This is a genomic window from Myroides sp. 1354 (genome assembly GCF_030324495.1).
Lineage (GTDB): Bacteria > Bacteroidota > Bacteroidia > Flavobacteriales > Flavobacteriaceae > Flavobacterium.
In genome coordinates this window covers 1-20,593 of the sequence record NZ_JACAGN010000026.1, presented here as the reverse complement: position 1 = coordinate 20,593, position 20,593 = coordinate 1, and the positions used below count along the sequence as shown (strand labels likewise).

Sequence of the window (20,593 nt, the reverse complement as noted above, 5' to 3'; positions counted from 1 at the left end):
AATAAAGTGTATCCTTCTCTAATTTTGTTGATCAACGACATTTTTAATGCTCGCTTTATATTGAAGAGGTATGTTAAACATACAAAGCAAGTGGTATATAAAACAAAAAAAGAGCTGTAAAATTTACAGCTCTTTTTGATCAGTAGAAAATCATCGCATTTTCCTTTATATCTTTCTTTATATCACTTTAAACAATCCTGGATATTCAACGACAAATCCCTGGTCGTCGACCGTAATAGTTGCCTCAAAATCGCTCCAAATATTTTTATAATGATACTTATTTTCAGCCAATTTGGTATATTCTTGTTGTACTAATGTAAAGTTTTCCTCTAATGGATTAATATAGAGAACAGGAATTGTTTTTGATTCTCCAATATTCAATTTTAATCGATTAATAGGCAAGGTATTGGTAAAAGGAGTAACCGAAATATCAATATCCAAACACTCTTTCAAATGGGGATATTCTTGTTCATCTAACATCCATTGTTCATTTAATTTATGTCCACTTAATTGATAGTAGCGATGTCCTTCTTGGCAGCGAATATCAAAAAAGCGCGTTTCCCAGTTGGAAGTGGCTACAATTTGATATTCCACTCCATAAATACGATTGTTTTTATTTCCTACAAGCTCTCCTTTACAATGAAAACTACCTTCTTTTTCAATGCAGGTGGAGTGTTCTACAGAAATGGTATCTACACCTAACCACGTACGTTTTTTTTCCATATAATTCAATGACTATGAGTTTTACAATTTTATACTTTTCGTTGCAATAAAAGTGGGGATATAGGTGTCAATGGTGAAACGAGGGTTCGGTTGCCAAGCTTCCTCATAAGCCGTAATAGCAAATCCTACTTTCGTTTGCCCTCCTATTAAATCCTTTAGTGAATGACCAAAAACCAAGGCTTCTCCTCTATCTATCTTTTGTTGTAATTCTACGAGAGATAAATGCGTCTGATCGGCATAGGGAATTTTAAATCGCGGGCGAATTAATCCTTGTTCTTTTAACTCAACATCTCGATCTTCAACAAATACAATGGGATTATAAAAACTGCTAATTAATTTTCCTCCCTGTTTCAACACGCGATAACATTCTTTCCAAACCTTATTGACATCATCGCTATATAAATTGGAGATGGGGTGAATAATCAAATCAAAACTCGCATCAGTTAATGCACTTAAATCTCTCATGTCTCCTTGCATGATTCTTAGATTTAAACCGTCTCTATCAGCTACCATTTGATCTTTTAGCAATTGTTCTTCCGATAAATCGTAAACGAGGACATCCGCACCCAAAGCAGCTAAGATAGGACCTTGCTGTCCACCTGCAGAAGCTAAACACAGTACCTTTTTTCCATTTACTTCACCAAGCCACTCCTTTTCCATAGGTGTGGGCAATACATATAGATCCCAAACTCCATTTTTTGCTTGTTCCACCACTTCACGACTCACAGGTTGAGACCAAGCTACATTTGCTTTTGCTTGGTTGTCCCATGCTTTCTGATTGTGTTTAATAAAATCTTTCAACCTTTTTCAAGAATAAATCTCAGTTAAGTAAGTTCAACTGAGTCTTAAAATTATCCTTTTTTCGTTTACAAATCAAATATTTTTAAGGTTTGCTATGAATTATAGCAAAAAATAGTATTTATTTTTTTGTTTTTTTGGATGGTTTATTACCACTAACTTATTCACAATCTGAGATTAAAATCAATAAAACACTTATTTGTTTATCTTCAAATTTTCATTCTTCAAAAAAAAAAGAGAGTAAAACTAATTTTACTCTCTTTTTTTTATTATTTAGTATTGACATGGACTAGGTTAACATTCCTCCATCAACATTAAGTACTTGTCCTGTGATGTACGCCGACATATCGGATGCTAAGAAAACACATGCATTTGCGATATCTTCTGGTTTACCTCCACGTTTTAGAGGAATAGCATCTGTCCATCCTTTTACCACATCTTCCGCTAATTTTCCTGTCATTTCTGTTTCAATAAATCCAGGAGCAACTACATTACAACGAATGTTTCTTGATCCTAATTCTAAAGCGATTGATTTTGAGAATCCAATCACTCCTGCTTTAGAAGCAGCATAATTTGCTTGGCCTGCATTTCCTTTTACCCCTACAACAGAACTCATATTGATAATAGATCCTTTTCTATTTTTCAACATGGTGCGTTGTACTGCTTTTGTCATATTAAATACAGATTTCAAGTTTACTTCAATCACAGCATCGAAATCTTGTTCTGACATACGCATTAACAAATTATCTTTGGTAATACCTGCATTATTAATAAGAATATCAATATTACCAAAGTCATTTAAAACTTCCTCTACCAATTGTTCTGCTGCTGCATATTCTGCTGCATTTGATTGATATCCTTTTGCTTGAACGCCTAAAGCTACTAATTCGCTTACTAATTCATCTGCTGCTTGTACAGATGAGCTATAAGTAAAAGCTACATGAGCTCCTTGCTCAGCAAAGGCTAAAGCTACACCTCTTCCAATTCCACGTGTAGCACCGGTAATAATTGCTATCTTTCCTTCTAATAATTTCATGTATATTCAAATTTTGTTTTGACAAAGGGCAAATATAAACATTTTGTAATTTGATAGAACTATTTTAAGTAGTTTGTACCTCTTTTCTAAAGCATATCATGTAAAACAAGGTGACTATCAAGAGAAAAGCAAAATAATATCCGTGAGAAACCAACTCCATATAGCCTAATTTCTTATTGGTAAAACTAAGTAAAATAAGTATTTGGGCTCCGTAGGGTAAAATTCCTTGTATAATACAAGCAAAAATATCCAAAACGGAAGCTACATAAGGGCGATTTAATTTGTATTCTGTAGCGACATCATTAGCCAAATTTCCAGCAACTAAGATGGATACCGTATTATTTGCCATACAAACCCCAATACCAGACACTAAAGAAGCAATACCAAACACAGCCCCTTTACTAGTTCGAATTCTCTTTTGCATGCTTTTTAAAATCCAGGCAATCCCCCCTTGGCGTTCGATCATACGGGCTAAACCTCCTGTAAGCATAGACAACAAGAAAATTTCTGTCATGGAAGTAAACCCCTCATAGGTGTGATTGGCAAGACCAACCAAATCAAAATCAGCCTGAACTAGACCAATAATCCCCGCAGAGAGGATTCCTATAAAAAGAGCTACAAATACCTGAATTCCCACTAAGGCTAGCACAATTGTTAAGATATAAGGAATTAATAAAACATAATTTGCTTGTGCATCCAAATCCAACGTTACATCAGCAGTTTCGTTTTTCATGAAGATTAAAATAATAACGGTCAGTATTGCCGCAGGAATGGCAATTTTGAAATTGGCTTTAAACTTATCTTTCATCTCACAGCCCATCGTTTGTGTTGCGGTAATGGTGGTGTCGGAAATAATAGAAAGATTATCTCCAAACATAGCACCTCCTAATAAAGCACCACAAAGCAATCCCATGGAACTACTTGTTTTCTCTGCCAATCCCACTACAATAGGTCCTAATGCAACGATTGTACCCACAGAGGTACCAATAGAAAGAGATAAAAAGCAGGAGATAACGAAGATTCCCACACCTAAATAGGCAACGGGAATATAATGCAATCCAATATTCACCATAGCATCCACGCCACCAATAGCCTTAGTAATGGTAGCAAAGGCACCCGCTAGTAAGTAAATCAAACACATGGTTACTATTTTACTATCCCCACAACCTTCAATCAAAGCGGTGATTCGATCGTTGATTGGTGTTTTATAAAAAAGGATAAAAGCCGTAATGATTCCCAAGCTTATTGCTATAGGAGAAGGTAACTGATAAAAATTATCTAATGCTATTCCGCTACCTAAAAAGACAGCAACGAATACAAAAAACGGGATAAGGGTGTAGAATTTATTCTCTGACATAGTTCATTTTTTTTTCGTTCTAAAACCAAGTATTAACGTATACCCGAACGAAAAAAATACTACATAAATCATACCTAAGTACGGTATTCACAACATTTTTTCCATTACTGGCTTATCGTTTGCAGCACCTTGCTTGTTGTTGCAGGTTGCTATTTTTCTACTTGTTTTTAGAAAAATTCCTGATAATAAGAGGCAAATATAAAACCTTTATCTAAAATTGACAACAAAAAATAAATATTTCCAATTTTTATTCATTTCCTGTCTAGTCTTTTTTAATCCTATGGGATTCCTTATTTTTGCAGTCTTAAACTAAAAATTAAATAAGAAAATGAGAAAATTGCTGCTTTCAATTGGATTAGTTGGGCTTGTGGCTACGGCTTCTTTTGCACAAAAAGGACCTAAAAATGCCATTGGATTACGCTTTGGAGCAAATGCTGGATTAGGTACAGAAATTTCATACCAAAGAGATTTAATGCGCAACAATCGCTTGGAGATTAATCTAGGATTTAGAGACAACAACGATTACAACACAGTTAAGGTAACTGGATTGTACGAATGGGTATGGAATATTGAAGGCAACCTCAATTGGTTTGCTGGTGCAGGTGCGGCATTGGGTACGTATGACTACAAATATCACTACCATGGGAAGCGCTACAAAGACGACGGTACATTTGGTCTATTAACTGGAACGGTGGGATTGGAATACAATCTAGATATTCCATTGCAGATTGCTATTGATGCACGTCCGGAGTTGTATTTAAACAATGCCTATCGCGATGGTTTATACCTTGACTTAGGTATTGCCGTGCGTTATAAATTCTAATGCATTCGATTTCTCTTTTCTCTTATAACGATAAAAAAAAGCGAGGGTTTCCTCGCTTTTTTCATACGAAAAAGTTAGAAATACTTTTTGATCCTAAGCTTCTCCTGTATCTTTTTCGTTCTTGTTTTATTCGACAACAACTTGTTTGACAAATCTCAACATTTCTCTATACTTATTCTTTAAGGGAGTGGGTTCTAAAATGAGTTCACTTTCGAACTGAAATCCTTTTTTCTGACAGAGAGCAATACTCTTGTGGTTTTCTTTTTCAACGGTATAAATAATCTGCTTCGTTGAAATTTCAGTACAGATTATTGCGATCGCTTGATTCAATAACTCCTCTCCAAAACCTTTCCCCTGCTGCTCTTCTCTCACCCACAACCCTATTTCAACTGTTTCTTGATTCATATCATTCAGGGTTAGCGCACCTACAAAATCAATTGTATCTCGTTCAAAAGCCATCAAAACCAAGCAAGTTCCCGCCAACATTTCAATTTGAGATTGTTGAATATAAGCTTGTACCAATACAGGATGATTCAATGCATCTATACTTAAATATTTCCCCACAGCTGGTGTAAAATATTCTTGTAACAACACCTTATCTTCTTCTTGGATCTTTCTAAAATACAAACGATCACTGCTCCATTGAACATCTTGAGGAAATAGCTTACGCACTTGAGGTACTAGCATAGCAACAATCATACAAATTTCTTGTTTGATGCCTTCCTGAATCAGATTGTAAGTCGTTATTTTTTTTAGTGATTCTTGTGCTATTTCAAAATACTTGAGCAAGCAAAACCACACTTGTTTTTGTATTTCCTTTGGGTCAATTTCACCTGTTGTATTTTCTATTAATTGCTTTTCCCATTCCTTTGCATTGGGTGCTATAATATCGCGATAAGCATTCCAATGTTTGCCCATTTTTTGTAGCATCACGGCTAATATTCTCAGCTGTACTTCTCGCTCAATTAAACTAACTTCCTGTGTTACATCGCTCAAGACAGTAGAAAGGATACAAGGATGAACCATCGTTAGTTCGTCTTCAAGCTCTAGTTGTACTAAGACATCCGACCAATTGGTTTCTCCCTGTAAAAGCGCTTGTAACAAGGTTAAAAACGCTCTTTCTGACGCTCTTAAACAAGAGATATTAGTTAGGTTTTCTGGGGTATAAAAGGACATTTGGTTCATTTTTTAGGTTCTTATACAAAAAAAGTTCAATTTAACTCTTTTGAATCAAACTGAACTTTTCTCATTTTTTATCTTTGCTCTAAATTACTGTTTAGCAAGATTCGCTTTGCGGTAATGCAACATATCCAATACTTTGTCTTCGCTAATCTTGCGTTCAAAACTACTGTGGTATGCATAACCTAATTTTTCTGCAATATTGATACTTCCTGCATTGTTTCGTTCTACATTGTAAATCAAATAGTCTACAGCTAAATGGTCAAAAACAAATTGTTCTAAAGCTTTGACAAGCTCCGTTCCATATCCTTTTCCATTTGCACTCTCTTTCAACCACAGACCAATTGAAATTGATTCCTCACAAATATCGTGAATTCCACAACATCCAATAAATTCACCTGTTTCTTTATCCGTTGCCAATAAAGTAATGTCTTTTTCTTTTTCCAATTGACCTAAACTATAGGCAACAAAGCCATACGTATCTTCTTTTTTACCCGTTGGGATAAAAGGCAAGAATTTAGCCACAGTTGGAGTTAACGCATTAAAAATATCTTCTACGTATTGATCGTTTACAATAATAAACTTCAAGCGATCGCTTGAGAACGTTAGGGTAGTATCAAATTTCATAAATTGCTGCATTAATATAAGCTTGAGCTATTATTTTTTCTTCGCTCCATCTTTATTTCTGGTACAAAGATACGAGATAATTTAAATCTAACTCCTCTTCTACCCTTTAAAATAGGGCGTTTTATATGCTATCTACGCAAAGAGGAGCGATTGATTCAAACTTTTTTCATTTTCTTTTGCTTCATATCCCCCTCATACTTAATGGAGTAAAAAAAAAGGCAATATTTTCTTCTATTTTCACGTTAAAATTATTTGCATAAAATAAAAACTAATAGTATGTTTGCTCCAGTAAAAATGAGGGATTCCTCAGTTTTCAGGAGAGGTGCCGGAGTGGTAACGGAGCAGATTGCTAATCTGTCGACTGGTAACGGTCGCCAGGGTTCGAGTCCCTGTCTCTCCGCTTCTTCGGGGTGTAGCGTAGCCCGGTCATCGCGCCTGGTTTGGGACCAGGAGGTCGCAGGTTCGAATCCTGCCACCCCGACTTTTTCGGCATCAGAATGTGCCTAAATCCGTAAGTATCAATTACTTACGGATTTTTTTATTTTTAAATATATCATAATAATCCATTGTAAATCAATCTAAATGTGAGCTATTAGGTGAGCTATTTTTAAAAGGTAAATTAGCTCACCGAATCAAGTTTAAATAATTGTATTTCAATAAATTAAATACAATTTATTTTAGTTTAATTCAGTGCTTTTTGGTCTTGTTTGAGTACTATTCAGGTGAGTAGTTTTTTAAAACCATATCAAAACAGTTCGGTTAACATTAAAATAGATTGATATGAAAACAAAAAACACATTTGGAATACACTTCATTATACGTGTTTCTAATTCAAACAAAACAGTCCCATCCCTTATATACGCAAGGATAACGGTAAATGGGCAACGAACAGAAATTTCTTTAAAACTAAAAATATCCCCTACTTCTTGGGATAACATTAAAGGAAAAGCAAAAGGAAAAAGTGAGGACACGGTTCGAATCAATGCACATATTGAGCGAGTACGTTCTCTCATTACAGATGCCTATCATCAATTAGTTCAACAAAAAAGAGTTGTCTCAATTGGAGCTGTTAAAAACATCTTTCTTGGACATGATGATACTGAATCATCACTTTTAAAGCTTATAGACTATCATAGAGAGATTGCTACAAGTAAATTAGCTTATGGTACACTTAAGAACTACTTTTCTACGGAAAAGTACCTTAAAAGCTATTTGCGTAAAGTACACAATCGAACTGATATCTATTTAAGCGAGATTAACTACAAATTTATCTTTGACTTTGAAAACTTCTTGAGAAACTGCAAACCGATTCATAAACATCAACCATTAAATAACAATGGTATTATGAAACACATTGAAAGGTTTAAAAAGTTAATCAACTTAGCTATCACCATGGAATGGGTGGAAAAAGATCCCTTTTCCAGATATAAACTTCAATTTGAGAAGACAGAAAGAGGACACTTAACTAAATCTGAACTTGAAATCCTTGTGAACAAGAATTTTGCTATCGAAAGATTACAATCTGTTCTTGATATGTTTTTGTTTAGTTGTTACACTGGTTTAGCCTATATAGACATCTTTCACTTAGCACCACAAAATATAGCTAAAGGTAGTGATGGAAAGGATTGGATTATATCTAGTAGGGAGAAAACTAAGATACCTGTAAGGGTTCCACTACTACCAGAAGCCTTAGAACTAATTGAAAAGTACAAAGAGCATCCTGTGGCTTTTGCCAAAGGCAAACTGTTTCCAGTTATTACTAATCAGCGAATGAATGGCTACTTAAAAGAAATTGCCATTATTTGTGAAATAGATAAGAACTTATCTTTCCACTTAGCCAGACACACCTTTGCTACAACCGTTACACTAAACAACGGTGTACCAATTGAATCTGTGAGTAAGATGCTTGGACATACAGCTATTCGAACAACTCAAATCTATGCTAAGGTACTAGAACATAAATTGAGTGAAGATATGGACAACCTAAGAGAAAGAAGGCTTATGCAAGAAACTCACAAATACAACTTTGAATAGTCAAATTACACCGCCCAAAGACAACAGAACTAAACCAGTACATACAAATTGTTATTTAGGGTTTAAACTAACTCTAAATACTACTTATTATGAAAATTGAATTTATTACAAAAGAAGACCTTGATATCTTTAAACAAGAGATTATTACTGAGATAAGAAGGTATAGTCCTTTTAATAGAAAGAAAGATCAAGAAATAAAACAATGGATCAAAAGCTATGAGGTAAGGAAGCTTCTTGGTATTTCTCCTGGTACTTTACAAAATATGAGAATAAATGGTACAATACCATTTAAGAAAATTGGTGGATTGATATTTTATAGGTACGAAGATATTTTAAAGATGATGGAAACGGAATAAAATAAAAGCACCCCAACTTAGAGATAGTTGGGGTGTTTTTATTAGATAAAGAGGGTTAGCCTCCTTTTTTTGTTTGCTTTATAAATAGAGAGGTTCACATTTTTTGAATTGGAGTAACTTCCTAAATTACGAATGTGTTAAACTATGATTAGGATTGTTTGGTTCTCTGATAAAAACACAAAATTACTATTTAAAACACTGTATCAAAAAATGCTTTTAGATAAAAAAACTAATTTATTTCTTACTACCTAAATGTGGATACATCTCCTTAATTCTATTTTTTTTGTCTTCTGTGTCAGCTTTTTTTAACATTCTTTGATATATATCAGTTTTCAAATAGTAGTTTTTGTTACCCATATAATAATATTCAGAAATAAAATCATTTGTGTATTCAAGAATATAATACAATTCAATTAAACCGTTATTATCACATAAAAATATGGTGTCATCTAAGTAGTTATCATTGTATTTAATATTGTGTTCTTTAAATCCTTTTGGCATATTCTCAATGTGGTTAACAAAGTTGTATATTTTATCTAATATTAGAATTTGAAAAAGAGAATCATTGTGTGAATTATTATTCATTGTCTCCACAGTTTGTTTATACAAAAGAGGTAAACTATGAGTAAACGGAAATTCTGTTTTAGTTAACGAAAGATACGCTTTACAAAAAACTTCTATATAAAAAATAAGATTATGATATATAGCAGGGGTTAATTCAGTTAGTCTACCTGAATTATATGAATCTATATTATAAACACTTTCATCATTAGTTAGCTCAATAGCTTCTTCAAAGAGAAGAGATAATACTAAATATTGAGATAAACATGAATTTACCATACTATTAGTAGTTGATTTACCATTTGCAACTAAACCAACAGTACTAATCCAAATATAGTCATTCATGCTTTGAGAAATATGAAGCTTTTTTAAAGAATCATAATAAAAATACTTTTGTGTAAATTCATCATAATCTATTTCTAATAACTCAATTAACTTAATAAATAGATTTATATCTGTGAATTTAAATTTGTCAGCAAATGGTTTTAAATTAGTGATTTCTTCGAACAATTCATTTAAATGATTTTTATTAGCTACTAATATATATTCTTTATCATTTTCAATAAATATTTCCATTTTTCTATTAAGTTATTTAAGTGTATAAAATATTTTTTTTATTTCAATTACTTACTATTTTTCTTAAGTATCGAGTAAAAGAAAGAATAATTAAAGCTATGTAGTAGCGAATTTTTTCATTACTATTATTTTATAATTCTCTAAAATATTCACTATAGATATGCTTTTCATTTGTATATGATTTTAGTTCATTTATAAGATTTTCACTTATTTTTCTATGTGGATGATTTATGGAGTAATACCCTATTTTCTTATTAAATTGTTCAAGTTCAATCTTACTTAACACTAATCTAATTTCCTCACACAATTTTTCATAGTCTAAACATATTTCAGACAATTCAAAAGTTTTGATATCAGTTATAATATACCTATGTACAACTTTATTTCTTAAATTATATAAATTATATAATCTTTCATGTTGTTCATCATTAATAATATTCCTCTCTCTTGAAATATCATAAATTTTTTTCTCCATCATAGGTTTATCATTTTCATCTTGGAAAAGATACTCTATTTTAAACTCACAAGTTCTTTCTTGTAATTGATAATGTAGTACAATACATATTCTTAAATAAGCATCTATTTGATTTGCCGTAATAATTATAAACTGGACAAAGCATTTGCTTTTTAAAGCCTGATTTTTTAAATCAAAAGAAGCAACAAGAGCTGAATTAAATTTATCGAATCTATCAAAGCCAATAGCTAATTTTCTTCTATCCTCGCTTAAACATCTTAAAGTAGACAAAGATTTAGTTACTTTTTTTAATTCCTCCTTTATTTGCTTTTTATTAGAGTCTTTTTGTTCACAAATATATTTTGCCATAAAAAAATAATCTTCTACGACAGTTGCCCATAAAAAGATCTTAAAATCGTTATCAGGAAATTCACTTTCAATAAACTTTAAATTGCTTGTATTAAAATTTTGTTTTGGTAAATGAGAATTGATTTCTTTTTCTGAGGAATGATAAACACTTAACTGGAAACATCCACAATTATTTTCATACAACTCAAAACTAAATGGCGGTTCATTTTTATAACCTACAACTTCATTTTTATAGTACCATTCAAGAGGAATCTCAATTTCAAAAATGCCTTTGGGATGTGTAAAGAATTTCATTGATAATTTTGTATTAAAAATTAATCTTTTAGTCGTGTTAAATATAGTGATAGTAAGTAAGAGCCATAAAACTTTGTTCCTTACAAATTTATTTTTGAAATTACATAAATATCACCTAATAATGTTTCTTTTTTTATTTTTTTAAAGTTTCTGTATTTTCTTTCATGCAGACCATTATTACATTTCTTTAGAGCTTCTTTTGACCCACAATAACATCCATCTTTTAACTTTATTTTTTGGCCTTTCAATCTATTTAAAATTAACCTATAGATAGGTAATATATCAGTTATCCCTAATATGTCATAATATCCTTCTATTACACCTTGTTTGTTATGAGAATACTCATCTCCATGGTATCTACCATTGATTTCATAATATGAATTATTTTCAAAATAGGGAATCACAATCTTATCTATAAAATCTAAAAGAGTAAATATTTGTGTTTCCAAAAAAATATCAGCTTTAGCTCTTGTTGTAAAGCAACAAGAGCCTGTATCTGAATAAATATGTCTTTCCACCTTTTTAGGAATTCTATCATCAAGTTCATGTACTATAGGAAAACAAGCAGGAAAATTTTTAAAATTTATTTCAACTTCATAGCTATCTTCTTCACTAATTAATAAACTCCCATATAGAATACAACTATCCTTTACTAACTTAAATCCTTTATGTTTCTGAAGAACTTGTTTAATTTGATCATTAATATCCATATGGTTTTGGTTTAATTAAAGAGGTTGTCAATGCAATAGATAGTACTCTGTTTTTAGTATCTTCTGTTTTATCTACACCTAATGGAAATCTATTCCCAAACTGATTATTTCTAAGAATCTCAGAAGCTTTTTTGTAATTTGGTTCCTCAAATGCTTTAAGACAATCTTCTTTTAAACTCTTTAAAACATTCAAGAAATTATTTTTACGTGTTTCTGAATAATTCGCAAAGACATCTTCTCCTTTAGGAGTAGTTGGACGTATACACTTGAAGCCATTAAGTTTTGATAATGTATTATAGATTGCCTCTACAGTTTTTCTAAATGATTCGTCCAAGTTATCCGCATCATAATAATTCTCAGTAGCAAGTATTGTTAATTCAAAGCCACTTGGAAGTTTAAGGTTAGAGTTGTTTTGTTCTCTATAATTTTTCCAAGCTTTTAAACATCTTACCACAGCTTCCAATCTATATTTTACTTTCTTTTCTTCATTAAACCATTCATAAAAGGCCTTAGGATCACTTTCTATCCATCCATTACTTTTATGAGCTAATTCTATTAAATCATCTTCTTTATAATAAATTGGTAGATCAATATGATGACCATCATTAAAAACAACTCTAATACAAGTTGCTTTTTTAATAGGAGTTTGATTAGTGTAACCATCTACTGCCTGATACACCCAATCATGCAAAGTATTAATAGTTCGTTTATTATGCTCAGATTTAGTTTTAATAAAGTATACCCCATCATCAGTATCATACTTGATGATGGAATTCTCTAATTCATCATATTCTATTAACGGGTTTATTGTAGTTCTCATTTCAGAAGAACCTTGTGGATGAAATTTTGGTTGAATCTCATCTGGTTTGTTTTCTTTAAACCATTTTTTTATTTGCTCACGAATATTAGCTCTACTTGCTGCTAATGAGTCTTTTCTTGTTTTAGTAAGTTTAATTTTACTATCAAAAGATATGTATTCTTTATTTAAAGTTGCCATATTAATATCTGTTTTTAAATTTTTTATCAGTAAAGTTTAATGTCATTATACCTTTAGTTTGAGGTTCTTTATCTGTATAATATCTACCTGTTAAAGTTTTATTATCAAGAGAATAATCCAAAATATTAGTTCCATGATGCTCAGGAATATTTAACACTGAATTGCCTAAATTATGATAGATCATAAAAATTGTATAATGATTATCCTCAATGGTTAGTTTAAGGTCTTTAGTAATTGAATAACTAGTACCTTGTGTACAGTCTTTAAAGAAAGTTCTAATTCTCAAGCTTGATCCTGTTTGCCTTATTTCTATAGCACAATCCCTTTGCTCTACTTCGCCAGTTAAATAATGTTTGAAAGAGATATTACCCTCATATCTACCACTAATATCTTTAACTTCATATAAATATTTAAAAGGAAATTTATTCCATAAGCATTTATCTATTAGTGTAATTATAATTCCAAGTATTACAGCTGTAGAAGGAAACTTTAAGTAATCAACATTAAAGAAGGACTCTAATAATTCTGTTATATATAGTACTATCTGATTAATCAATATCCCTAATAAGAGTATTGTTATTATTATTTTTGGACCATTGTAGTATATAAAATAATTCTTCGTCATATGTTAGCCTTTTGATTTTATCGGATCTATTGATTTTGGATAAGTTCTTTCTTCTTGAAACTTACCATCAAGTTTTTTGATTTTTAGAGATCCACCTCCTTTATTAATAATATCATTTTTAGCAATTTTAATTGCATCTTTCTTATTAGTAACATTTGTATTGTTATAGTTATTTGTCTTATCTTGTTTATATTGATATGTACCCTCAATTTTTGAAATAGTATATTTTTTCATTTTTAATATTTTTTAATGATTAATTAAACGAGTGTTATTAGCTCTCATTCTTGTTATAATGTTAGGTGTTAAACCTATTTGAGATATGATTTAATACTACTTAAATAGTTGCTAAGTAGTAATGTATTCTGTAACCAATCATGACGTAAGATTTGTTTTAATTTTTTACTATCACAAAGTTCTTATTGACCTACGCAACCTAATTACGCACTATATTTTATTTTTTAATATTTATATAAAACACTTATATATAAGACTTTGAATATTTTTTTTTAAAACAAAAAAAGCTATGTACGCAAATAGATTGCGTACATAGCTTTTAAACAAGGTAACTGTCTTTATTCTAAAATATACATTACCTGAAAATCTAAAATAAAAATCTCATTTGTTTTCTAAGAAACTCTTATTCCAAACAATTCTATACCTACCATTTTGTTCTGGTGTCCCTCCAAGTATATCAATTGTTTTTATGTGTTTTGTTTTATTAATTTCAATAGTAGCAACTAAAGAAGGTGGCAATCCAGAATTACGGAGATTACGTAGTCTTTTATCAGTACTATAGATGAATACACGAATATATTTTACAGGTAAATATTTTTCTTTAGAAAACCAACTGCATTGTTTACGTGAATATCGTATTGCTTTTTTAATTATTCTTTTACTATCCTTCCGAATTAAATTCTCAATACTAATTTGACAATCAGTTTTAACAACTAAACTAGTGTCCTGAATTATAGTAAAAAACTTTTTTGAATGAATTTGTGTTTCACGAATATAAAAAGGATCAGGAAAATATGTTTCTAAATAATTGTTCAAGATTATAGGAACAGAACTTCTTATAGTATCATTAAAAGTCCCTAATTTATAGATGAATTTTGGAAGTTTAAATTTAGGATCAAAAGCAAGTAAATCATTTTCTAATACTCCTTTGTAAGCTTCAAAATTTGTTTCATTTTTATTTCGAAGATATTTTAATTTATTAGCATCATATGATGCCCAACCTATGGGATATGTTTTACTATATTTTGAATGAAAGGAAAGAAAAATTCGATCATATGACTTTATCAAAGACTCTGCCCATAATGCCGTAGTGAATGAATAATAAAGTACTTTATTGTAATCCCAATTCTTATTATTGATATAAACAATTAATTGCTTTTTATTATCTATTGTGTTACTTTCCAAGCAATTTTTAATCGTCCATGCGGGAACATTTACTTTTGCTTGTAGTTCTTCTAGTAAAATAGATTGAGGAATAGGTATTTGATATTTCTCAAAGAAAGTAGAATTTGTAAACGCAAAAACTTTAAATGCTAAACAAAATCCATTAGTTATATCTAGGATACCATCAAAAATATCAATAATTTTTTTTATTCCAACCTTAGCTTTACCTCCCTTTTTATCAATATATGTTATATCTCTATCTGAAAATACAATTTTCCCATGTGCAATGCCATTTCTTACATTATGAAGGTAAAAATTATTTATAAAGTTAAAGTTACTTTTCTTTAAGTATTCAATAGAATTAAAGAGATCCAATCCATCTGTGTTTTTTTTTGATTCAATCCATTTATATTCTGTTATTATTCTAGTGAATTGATAAAAAGGAGTTTCATATATATTTAATAGATTATAATGTATTTCCCTTTCAATAAAATCTATTAGATCATTATTATCTGTTGGTAATAAAATATCATGTATAGATTTATCATTTATAGTTGTTAAGGTTTTATTTGAAAGACTTAAAAGAGTTTCTGCTGTAATTAGAATATTAGCCAATAGCTTTGGATTTAATTTTTTTGCAGTTTCTAGGAAATCTAAATACTCTACAAAAGCTTGTTTTGAGTAAAATTTCTGAGGTACTTTATCTAAATAGTTAATCAAACATAAATAATCTATGGATGAAGTAAAATCATTACTTGGAAATTCTTTTTGAATCCTCAGTCTCCAATTAGAATGTAATGTTTTAGTGATAGGATTTTCATTTAATATCATATACTAATTGTTCTTATAAATCACACTTAAATTTATTATTCTATCATTTTAATCTTGTACATTTTTTTAAATCTATATTACGTTCAGCAGTATATCAATTTTATTTGTCACTAAAAAAACTTGTAGACATGTTCAGTATTCTTTAATCATCAATTCCTAAAAAATTCTTTTGTTCAGGTGTTAAATATCCTCTTGGAATTTGAAATTCTTCCATAGACTCATTCCAGTATTTAGAAACCTCTTCTTCGTTTAAATTTCCATATCTTTTAAGATTATCTATAATTAATCCGCCAAAATATCCTAACAAAGCATAGTACATTGCAATTGATGGAACTAATCTCCATTTTTCGTCGTAGTATATCTTATTCTCATTCCCTAAAATGTAACTATAAAGTAAAGTTTTATAGCTTCTATGTGTGAATTTTGAAAGAACCCTATGAGTATTCTTATGTTTTTCTGAAATAAACTCTCCATCACGTTTTTTTACATATTCTCTAAATTCTCTATGCATTATCAAATCATCATTATACCATTTTGCTAGTGAATTGATGGCTTTATCGCTTTCACTACTTAAAAATTCAATTAAATGTAACGACTCAAGTATATCTCTTAACAATCTACCTACAATTCTGTGATTTTTTTGTTCTAGAAGTATTACAGAATCTTTGAATGCAAATAATGCATCATTTTGCAGCATCCAAATTGCTTTTTCTAATGTTCTATCTTCTAAATTGTATACAAATTCATCTAATCTATTACCTATTTTTTCGGAAATAGAAATTGCTTCTCTTTGAAATTGTTCTTGTGCGTTATATTCATACGGATTATTTAATGCCTCTTGTGGATCTCTATTCCAAATTATACTTGCCATAATGGTTTTATAATATTGTGTCTAACTTTTTGGGACTTGCTAAAAAAACTCGTTTCTTTGGAAAACTCTTGCTGTTTGCTGTACTATATCGAAGTATAGTAGATAACATTGTTTTGTGTATTTCATCAGTACGATATTAGCTATAATACTGATTTATTCTTCTGTTTCTACATCATCTGAAAAATTTAAATCATTACTTAGATAATGATTTTCACCAATAAATGAAATTTCTTTTACTCGTTTGCAATCAACTTTCTTTTCATCAATTAAATGTGCATATTCAGACATATAATGTTGATTATTTTCAGGATTAAATAGGAACTTAATGTAATCAGATGAATTATAAGACTCTAAATTAACTGGTTTGAGTGTTTTTATGTAATCTATAATTTCATCTTTAATTCCATTTTCATTTAATAAATTTATTAATATTTCTCTTTTAAAATTATTTTCATTTTCAAAAGTGTATTCTTTTACTATAAAAATTTTAAAAGCTTTTGAATTATACCGAATTTCATAGGTAAAAGTACCCAGTTTATAACTGTAATTTTTAATTATTTCATAGAGCTGTGTAGTAATTGTTAAAACTAATTTACCAAGAAATTTTTTTATTCTTAAATCATTAGAAATATAGTCATCTTTATCTGATGAACGATGCAATTCATCTTTAATAAAGTTTATAAAGTCAAACTTGTCATAATTTTTATGGTATACAGAATCTTTATTAAATCTTTTATATCGATAAGAATTATAAAAATTGGTAAGGAGCATTAATAGCTTGTTGTGAACTTTACCAAGTTTTAGTTTTTCGGTTTTTTTAATACGACTTATTAAATCTTGTAGATTATGAGTGATTAAACTTTTTTCAAACTGTTCCTGATTTGATTGTTCGTTATGCTCAATTAATACTATTACAATTTTTTCTAATCTTTCAATTCCAACTGAAAGATTGTATAAAATCTCAAAAACATCTTCTTCAAAATGATAATACTCAATTTTGTCAATGAAGTTTAGTGCATTAAAAATAAATGCTCCTGAAATTTGTAATTCAGTACCTAATCGAAAATTTTTCCAAAAAAAATCTGGTTCGTTCATATAATATTACAGTTAATGTTTTTAGTATTGCTGAAATGTAGAAAAAATAGATCATAATTTATTTTGGAGACAGATGTAAAAATTTAGAATTAGTACTTTAACCCCGCTTATGATAACTCCTTGTAAGTGGCTGTGATAATTAAATTTTCTTATAACAAATGTGATAAGCTCTTAAATAGAGTTCATCATAGGTTATGATTTCTATATTTCTTGAATCTCTCCTGAATAATTCAAATGTCTTTTTTTTAATCTCTTTAATTTTAGTAGAGTCTTGAGATTGATCAACTTCTTTATTCAAATTTCCTACAACTAAAATACATTTTGAGTCATAGCCTTTTTGAGTAATTTTTTCGCCTAAGGAATTATAAGGTTCTGTCTCTAATTTAATTTGTCCAACAGCTTTTTGTTCTAAAATTTGAGAAACAGCATAAATTAATTTGGTGGACAAACACCAACTTCCAGAACGATTTTGTCCACTACCTGTATTTACAAACAAATCTGTATCTGGAGTTTTTAGTTCTACAAATGTTGTAAAGTAATTATCACCAATTAAAAAGTCTGCGTTAACTTGTCCTTTACCAGCTGCATCTGTATTAGATGCCGAAAATTCTTTTTGTAAAATACTTTGATATCTATAATCCAAACCATAACCAAATATCCAAGGATTTTTATTGAAGAAATGCTGCCAAGCAATCTCGTCTTTTGTATTGTTAGATAAATCTTCTTCATTGAGTTTATATTGTTGAAGATAATTTTTTTCATTAAGTAAACGTTCGAAGATTTTTAATTGATTTTTTCGGTAACCAGTGTTTACGATATCTTGACTTGTAATAATATCATTATCAAGTAGCTCTTGGATTACTTCTGCCCCTTCATTTCCTTGAAGTAAAGTAGAAATCTTTTTTTTCGTTTCTTCATCTAAAATATCCAAAGAATTATCAGCTAATTTTAATCTTCTTTCTGCAACGGTACTTAAATCAATATCATGTATGAAATTTAAGAATAACTCTAGTTGAGCAAAGTTGAATTTTGAGAAAGATACTTTTTGGATTTCTTTTCCATTAACAATTTTAATAATATCTAATCCTTCAATATCATTTCGTGAAGGTAAATATTTGATTTGCATAAAAGTTTTTGAAGCAAGTTGTATATCTGTTTTTTCATCATTCGCAAATACAACTTTAAAAAATCTTCCATTTTCAATTTCATGATTATAAAGTTGTTCTAATTTAAAATTGTCAATAATTTTAGCTGGATTAGGTTTTTCAGTTCTTGAACTCATATTTATTTCTTAATAAAGTGATATCTGTCTTAGCCACATAAAAAAGATATAATTTCAAACATATTAAAACTTTGCTTAATCTTATTACGGTATTCCGTAAACTCCTCAATATTTTGAGTCTATCTTCTCTCTAATACAAAAAAAACAACGACTTCGGAGTAGTTTTCCAGCCCTCTGCAAGAGCAAGTCGTTTTGAAAGCTCGAACTCAATTTCGAGTGCCTCAAAACATAACTTGCTGTTACTTTTGCAGTAACTTTTTCAACATATTTACAATATGTTTTTTATAATATGAATACTGTTTATACACCTATAAGTAAACGCTAAATTAACTCTTTAAAGACCTATTTTTAAATAGTGAGTCTATATCTCTAGTTATTTGTTTAAACAATGTTTTGGTTGGACAAACACAATATCGTAGCTATAACTTTACATAGCTCCAAACGATCAAACACACAAATAGATTGCTGGTAAAATCTTTATATAGTTTGATGTCTTAAACATTGGAATTACAACTCAAAGGACAGCATAACATTTAACTAATAACATAGATAAATAGACAGAATTATAAACAGATAAAAACGAGAAATTATGAACGAAGAATTTAAAAAGAAACCTAGAATTGATGAAGAAGCTATGATGGCACTTATGGTTGATGGACTAAGACCTAATGGATTTACAGAGGCAGAGCTCAATGCTCCTGGTATAAGAGATGAAGAGGAAGAAACTATGGATGAACCAAAGAAACAAAGACGTGTAAAAAAAGAACAGAACTCTATAAAAAAATACGATTCAACGAATTATGAAGAACTCTTTTTTAAAGATGTCAAAAGCACAGCACGTCATGGGAAATCGGTGTATATAGACCCTAAGCATCATAAGATCCTTTCTCGTATTGTTCAGGTCATCGCAGAAGATAAACTTACTATCTATGCTTATTTATATAATCTATTAGAACATCATTTCAATGAGTTCGAACAACAGATAACCACAAGTTTTAATGAAAAGAATAAACCTATTTTTTAGGTATTTCAATAAAACAATAAAGATGTAAAACTGTAAAAGCACATTTACAGTTTTACATCTTAAAATAACAAAGACACCTTATAAGATACCTTCATCTGCAAAAGAGTAGTAACTCTCTGCTGTTATAATTAAATGATCTAAAAGCGTAATATCAAGTATCTTACTTGCTTCTTTAATCTTTCTTGTAATTTGTCTATCAGCATCACTTGGAGCTAATTTCCCTGACGGATGGTTGTGTATAAGCAAAAATCCCACAGCGTTCGCTTTTAAAAGAGAAGAGAAAATGATTCTTAAATCTACTATTGTACCTGTTATTCCTCCTGAGGAAGCTTCTAATACTCCAAGTACTTTATCCTAAACATTGGATAGAGCCATTAAAAAGGAAAGAAAATATACTAGCTCTTGCTAAGCAATTACAAAGAGCTTATTAATTGAATTTTATATTAACAAAAGCAAAGAATAGTAAGCTCTATTCTTTGCTTTTTGACTTTAATTCGAGGGTGTCCCGTGAACTGTGTCATTAAAATAATTGTATAATAAAATATGTACATTAGTAAAATGAGCAGAGAACAA

Annotated in this window: 20 protein-coding genes, 2 tRNA genes, 1 pseudogene and 1 riboswitch; of the genes and pseudogenes, 6 read left to right on the top strand and 17 right to left on the bottom strand. The window is 30.0% G+C overall.

All coding sequences use genetic code 11. From position 1 onward, the window contains the following. Nucleotides 1-177 precede the first annotated feature (177 nt). The 4 genes from HX004_RS17115 to HX004_RS17100 all read right to left on the bottom strand — a co-directional run bounded on the left by HX004_RS17115 (nt 178) and on the right by HX004_RS17100 (nt 3,914). A complete protein-coding gene (locus HX004_RS17115) occupies nt 178-723 on the bottom strand; it encodes a putative glycolipid-binding domain-containing protein (RefSeq protein WP_286443997.1) in 546 nt (181 codons plus the stop codon). 21 nt (nt 724-744) lie between these two features. Further along, nucleotides 745-1,524 carry a class I SAM-dependent methyltransferase gene (locus HX004_RS17110; RefSeq protein ID WP_286443996.1) on the bottom strand — a complete coding sequence of 260 codons (780 nt, stop codon included), beginning with the start codon at nt 1,522-1,524 and terminating at the stop codon, nt 745-747. 286 nt (nt 1,525-1,810) lie between these two features. Beyond that, complete coding sequence (fabG, locus tag HX004_RS17105) at nt 1,811-2,557, bottom strand: 3-oxoacyl-[acyl-carrier-protein] reductase (protein WP_286443994.1); 747 nt, start codon at nt 2,555-2,557, stop codon at nt 1,811-1,813. A 64-nt stretch (nt 2,558-2,621) separates the two neighbouring features. Continuing rightward, nucleotides 2,622-3,914 (bottom strand): Na+/H+ antiporter NhaC family protein, encoded by a 1,293-nt coding sequence (locus HX004_RS17100; RefSeq protein ID WP_286443992.1) that lies wholly within the window; start codon nt 3,912-3,914, stop codon nt 2,622-2,624. An 85-nt stretch (nt 3,915-3,999) separates the two neighbouring features. Then, a riboswitch (SAM-I-IV-variant riboswitch) is annotated at nt 4,000-4,105 on the bottom strand. 137 nt (nt 4,106-4,242) lie between these two features. Here HX004_RS17100 and HX004_RS17095 point away from each other — a divergent pair. Then, complete coding sequence (locus HX004_RS17095; RefSeq protein WP_286443990.1) at nt 4,243-4,737, top strand: hypothetical protein; 495 nt, start codon at nt 4,243-4,245, stop codon at nt 4,735-4,737. Between the two features lie 126 nt (nt 4,738-4,863). Here the strand turns inward: HX004_RS17095 and HX004_RS17090 are convergent, their stop codons facing one another. Both HX004_RS17090 and HX004_RS17085 read right to left on the bottom strand, forming a co-directional pair. Then, entirely contained in the window at nt 4,864-5,913 is a 1,050-nt protein-coding gene (locus HX004_RS17090) for a GNAT family N-acetyltransferase (RefSeq protein ID WP_286443988.1), read from the bottom strand. A gap of 93 nt (nt 5,914-6,006) precedes the next feature. Next, nucleotides 6,007-6,543: a GNAT family N-acetyltransferase gene (locus tag HX004_RS17085; RefSeq protein WP_286443987.1), complete on the bottom strand. Its 537-nt coding sequence runs from the start codon at nt 6,541-6,543 to the stop codon at nt 6,007-6,009. A 316-nt stretch (nt 6,544-6,859) separates the two neighbouring features. Here HX004_RS17085 and HX004_RS17080 point away from each other — a divergent pair. The 4 genes from HX004_RS17080 to HX004_RS17065 all read left to right on the top strand — a co-directional run bounded on the left by HX004_RS17080 (nt 6,860) and on the right by HX004_RS17065 (nt 8,933). Continuing rightward, a tRNA-Ser gene (locus HX004_RS17080) sits at nt 6,860-6,943 on the top strand. 6 nt (nt 6,944-6,949) lie between these two features. Beyond that, nucleotides 6,950-7,024: transfer RNA gene (locus HX004_RS17075), tRNA-Pro, on the top strand. Nucleotides 7,025-7,323: 299 nt separating this feature from the next. Then, complete coding sequence (locus HX004_RS17070; protein ID WP_286443986.1) at nt 7,324-8,577, top strand: site-specific integrase; 1,254 nt, start codon at nt 7,324-7,326, stop codon at nt 8,575-8,577. An 89-nt stretch (nt 8,578-8,666) separates the two neighbouring features. After that, entirely contained in the window at nt 8,667-8,933 is a 267-nt protein-coding gene (locus HX004_RS17065) for a helix-turn-helix domain-containing protein (protein ID WP_286443984.1), read from the top strand. A 234-nt stretch (nt 8,934-9,167) separates the two neighbouring features. On the opposite strand, the gene HX004_RS17060 is transcribed toward HX004_RS17065, so the two are convergent. From HX004_RS17060 to HX004_RS17015, 10 genes are all read right to left on the bottom strand, one after another. Continuing rightward, the gene (locus tag HX004_RS17060) at nt 9,168-10,070 is read right to left on the bottom strand and encodes a hypothetical protein (protein ID WP_286443981.1); all 903 of its coding nucleotides are present in this window, start codon (nt 10,068-10,070) and stop codon (nt 9,168-9,170) included. A gap of 130 nt (nt 10,071-10,200) precedes the next feature. Continuing rightward, nucleotides 10,201-11,187, bottom strand: coding sequence for a hypothetical protein (locus tag HX004_RS17055; RefSeq protein WP_286443978.1), 987 nt, complete (start codon nt 11,185-11,187; stop codon nt 10,201-10,203). 80 nt (nt 11,188-11,267) lie between these two features. Next, complete coding sequence (locus tag HX004_RS17050) at nt 11,268-11,897, bottom strand: hypothetical protein (protein ID WP_286443975.1); 630 nt, start codon at nt 11,895-11,897, stop codon at nt 11,268-11,270. Next, complete coding sequence (locus HX004_RS17045; protein WP_286443972.1) at nt 11,887-12,894, bottom strand: cyclic GMP-AMP synthase DncV-like nucleotidyltransferase; 1,008 nt, start codon at nt 12,892-12,894, stop codon at nt 11,887-11,889. Before HX004_RS17045 ends, HX004_RS17050 begins: the two co-directional genes overlap by 11 nt. Before the next feature lies 1 nt (nt 12,895). Beyond that, entirely contained in the window at nt 12,896-13,519 is a 624-nt protein-coding gene (locus tag HX004_RS17040; RefSeq protein WP_286415999.1) for a Cap15 family cyclic dinucleotide receptor domain-containing protein, read from the bottom strand. A 3-nt stretch (nt 13,520-13,522) separates the two neighbouring features. Beyond that, the gene (locus HX004_RS17035; protein WP_286416001.1) at nt 13,523-13,753 is read right to left on the bottom strand and encodes a DUF2188 domain-containing protein; all 231 of its coding nucleotides are present in this window, start codon (nt 13,751-13,753) and stop codon (nt 13,523-13,525) included. A 381-nt stretch (nt 13,754-14,134) separates the two neighbouring features. Next, nucleotides 14,135-15,748 (bottom strand): hypothetical protein, encoded by a 1,614-nt coding sequence (locus HX004_RS17030; RefSeq protein WP_286443969.1) that lies wholly within the window; start codon nt 15,746-15,748, stop codon nt 14,135-14,137. A gap of 142 nt (nt 15,749-15,890) precedes the next feature. After that, nucleotides 15,891-16,619 (bottom strand): hypothetical protein, encoded by a 729-nt coding sequence (locus HX004_RS17025; RefSeq protein ID WP_286443967.1) that lies wholly within the window; start codon nt 16,617-16,619, stop codon nt 15,891-15,893. Between the two features lie 153 nt (nt 16,620-16,772). After that, complete coding sequence (locus tag HX004_RS17020) at nt 16,773-17,714, bottom strand: hypothetical protein (protein ID WP_286443965.1); 942 nt, start codon at nt 17,712-17,714, stop codon at nt 16,773-16,775. A gap of 139 nt (nt 17,715-17,853) precedes the next feature. Continuing rightward, the gene (locus HX004_RS17015) at nt 17,854-18,996 is read right to left on the bottom strand and encodes a Shedu immune nuclease family protein (protein WP_286443963.1); all 1,143 of its coding nucleotides are present in this window, start codon (nt 18,994-18,996) and stop codon (nt 17,854-17,856) included. A gap of 589 nt (nt 18,997-19,585) precedes the next feature. On the opposite strand from HX004_RS17015, the gene HX004_RS17010 reads away from it, so the two are divergent. Continuing rightward, nucleotides 19,586-20,020: a DUF3408 domain-containing protein gene (locus HX004_RS17010; protein ID WP_286443961.1), complete on the top strand. Its 435-nt coding sequence runs from the start codon at nt 19,586-19,588 to the stop codon at nt 20,018-20,020. Nucleotides 20,021-20,098: 78 nt separating this feature from the next. Here the strand turns inward: HX004_RS17010 and HX004_RS17005 are convergent. Beyond that, nucleotides 20,099-20,374: pseudogene (locus HX004_RS17005) on the bottom strand (JAB domain-containing protein); the annotation flags it as partial. Nucleotides 20,375-20,593 lie beyond the last annotated feature (219 nt).

What these genes read in the sequence shown, in the direction of transcription:
- HX004_RS17115 (WP_286443997.1), bottom strand. Translation starts at nt 723, where the DNA reads ATGGAAAAAAAACGTACGTGGTTAGGTGTAGATACCATTTCTGTAGAA.
- fabG (WP_286443994.1), bottom strand. Translation starts at nt 2,557, where the DNA reads ATGAAATTATTAGAAGGAAAGATAGCAATTATTACCGGTGCTACACGT.
- HX004_RS17100 (WP_286443992.1), bottom strand. Translation starts at nt 3,914, where the DNA reads ATGTCAGAGAATAAATTCTACACCCTTATCCCGTTTTTTGTATTCGTT.
- HX004_RS17095 (WP_286443990.1), top strand. Translation starts at nt 4,243, where the DNA reads ATGAGAAAATTGCTGCTTTCAATTGGATTAGTTGGGCTTGTGGCTACG.
- HX004_RS17090 (WP_286443988.1), bottom strand. Translation starts at nt 5,913, where the DNA reads ATGTCCTTTTATACCCCAGAAAACCTAACTAATATCTCTTGTTTAAGA.
- HX004_RS17085 (WP_286443987.1), bottom strand. Translation starts at nt 6,543, where the DNA reads ATGAAATTTGATACTACCCTAACGTTCTCAAGCGATCGCTTGAAGTTT.
- HX004_RS17070 (WP_286443986.1), top strand. Translation starts at nt 7,324, where the DNA reads ATGAAAACAAAAAACACATTTGGAATACACTTCATTATACGTGTTTCT.
- HX004_RS17065 (WP_286443984.1), top strand. Translation starts at nt 8,667, where the DNA reads ATGAAAATTGAATTTATTACAAAAGAAGACCTTGATATCTTTAAACAA.
- HX004_RS17060 (WP_286443981.1), bottom strand. Translation starts at nt 10,070, where the DNA reads ATGGAAATATTTATTGAAAATGATAAAGAATATATATTAGTAGCTAAT.
- HX004_RS17055 (WP_286443978.1), bottom strand. Translation starts at nt 11,187, where the DNA reads ATGAAATTCTTTACACATCCCAAAGGCATTTTTGAAATTGAGATTCCT.
- HX004_RS17050 (WP_286443975.1), bottom strand. Translation starts at nt 11,897, where the DNA reads ATGGATATTAATGATCAAATTAAACAAGTTCTTCAGAAACATAAAGGA.
- HX004_RS17045 (WP_286443972.1), bottom strand. Translation starts at nt 12,894, where the DNA reads ATGGCAACTTTAAATAAAGAATACATATCTTTTGATAGTAAAATTAAA.
- HX004_RS17040 (WP_286415999.1), bottom strand. Translation starts at nt 13,519, where the DNA reads ATGACGAAGAATTATTTTATATACTACAATGGTCCAAAAATAATAATA.
- HX004_RS17035 (WP_286416001.1), bottom strand. Translation starts at nt 13,753, where the DNA reads ATGAAAAAATATACTATTTCAAAAATTGAGGGTACATATCAATATAAA.
- HX004_RS17030 (WP_286443969.1), bottom strand. Translation starts at nt 15,748, where the DNA reads ATGATATTAAATGAAAATCCTATCACTAAAACATTACATTCTAATTGG.
- HX004_RS17025 (WP_286443967.1), bottom strand. Translation starts at nt 16,619, where the DNA reads ATGGCAAGTATAATTTGGAATAGAGATCCACAAGAGGCATTAAATAAT.
- HX004_RS17020 (WP_286443965.1), bottom strand. Translation starts at nt 17,714, where the DNA reads ATGAACGAACCAGATTTTTTTTGGAAAAATTTTCGATTAGGTACTGAA.
- HX004_RS17015 (WP_286443963.1), bottom strand. Translation starts at nt 18,996, where the DNA reads ATGAGTTCAAGAACTGAAAAACCTAATCCAGCTAAAATTATTGACAAT.
- HX004_RS17010 (WP_286443961.1), top strand. Translation starts at nt 19,586, where the DNA reads ATGAACGAAGAATTTAAAAAGAAACCTAGAATTGATGAAGAAGCTATG.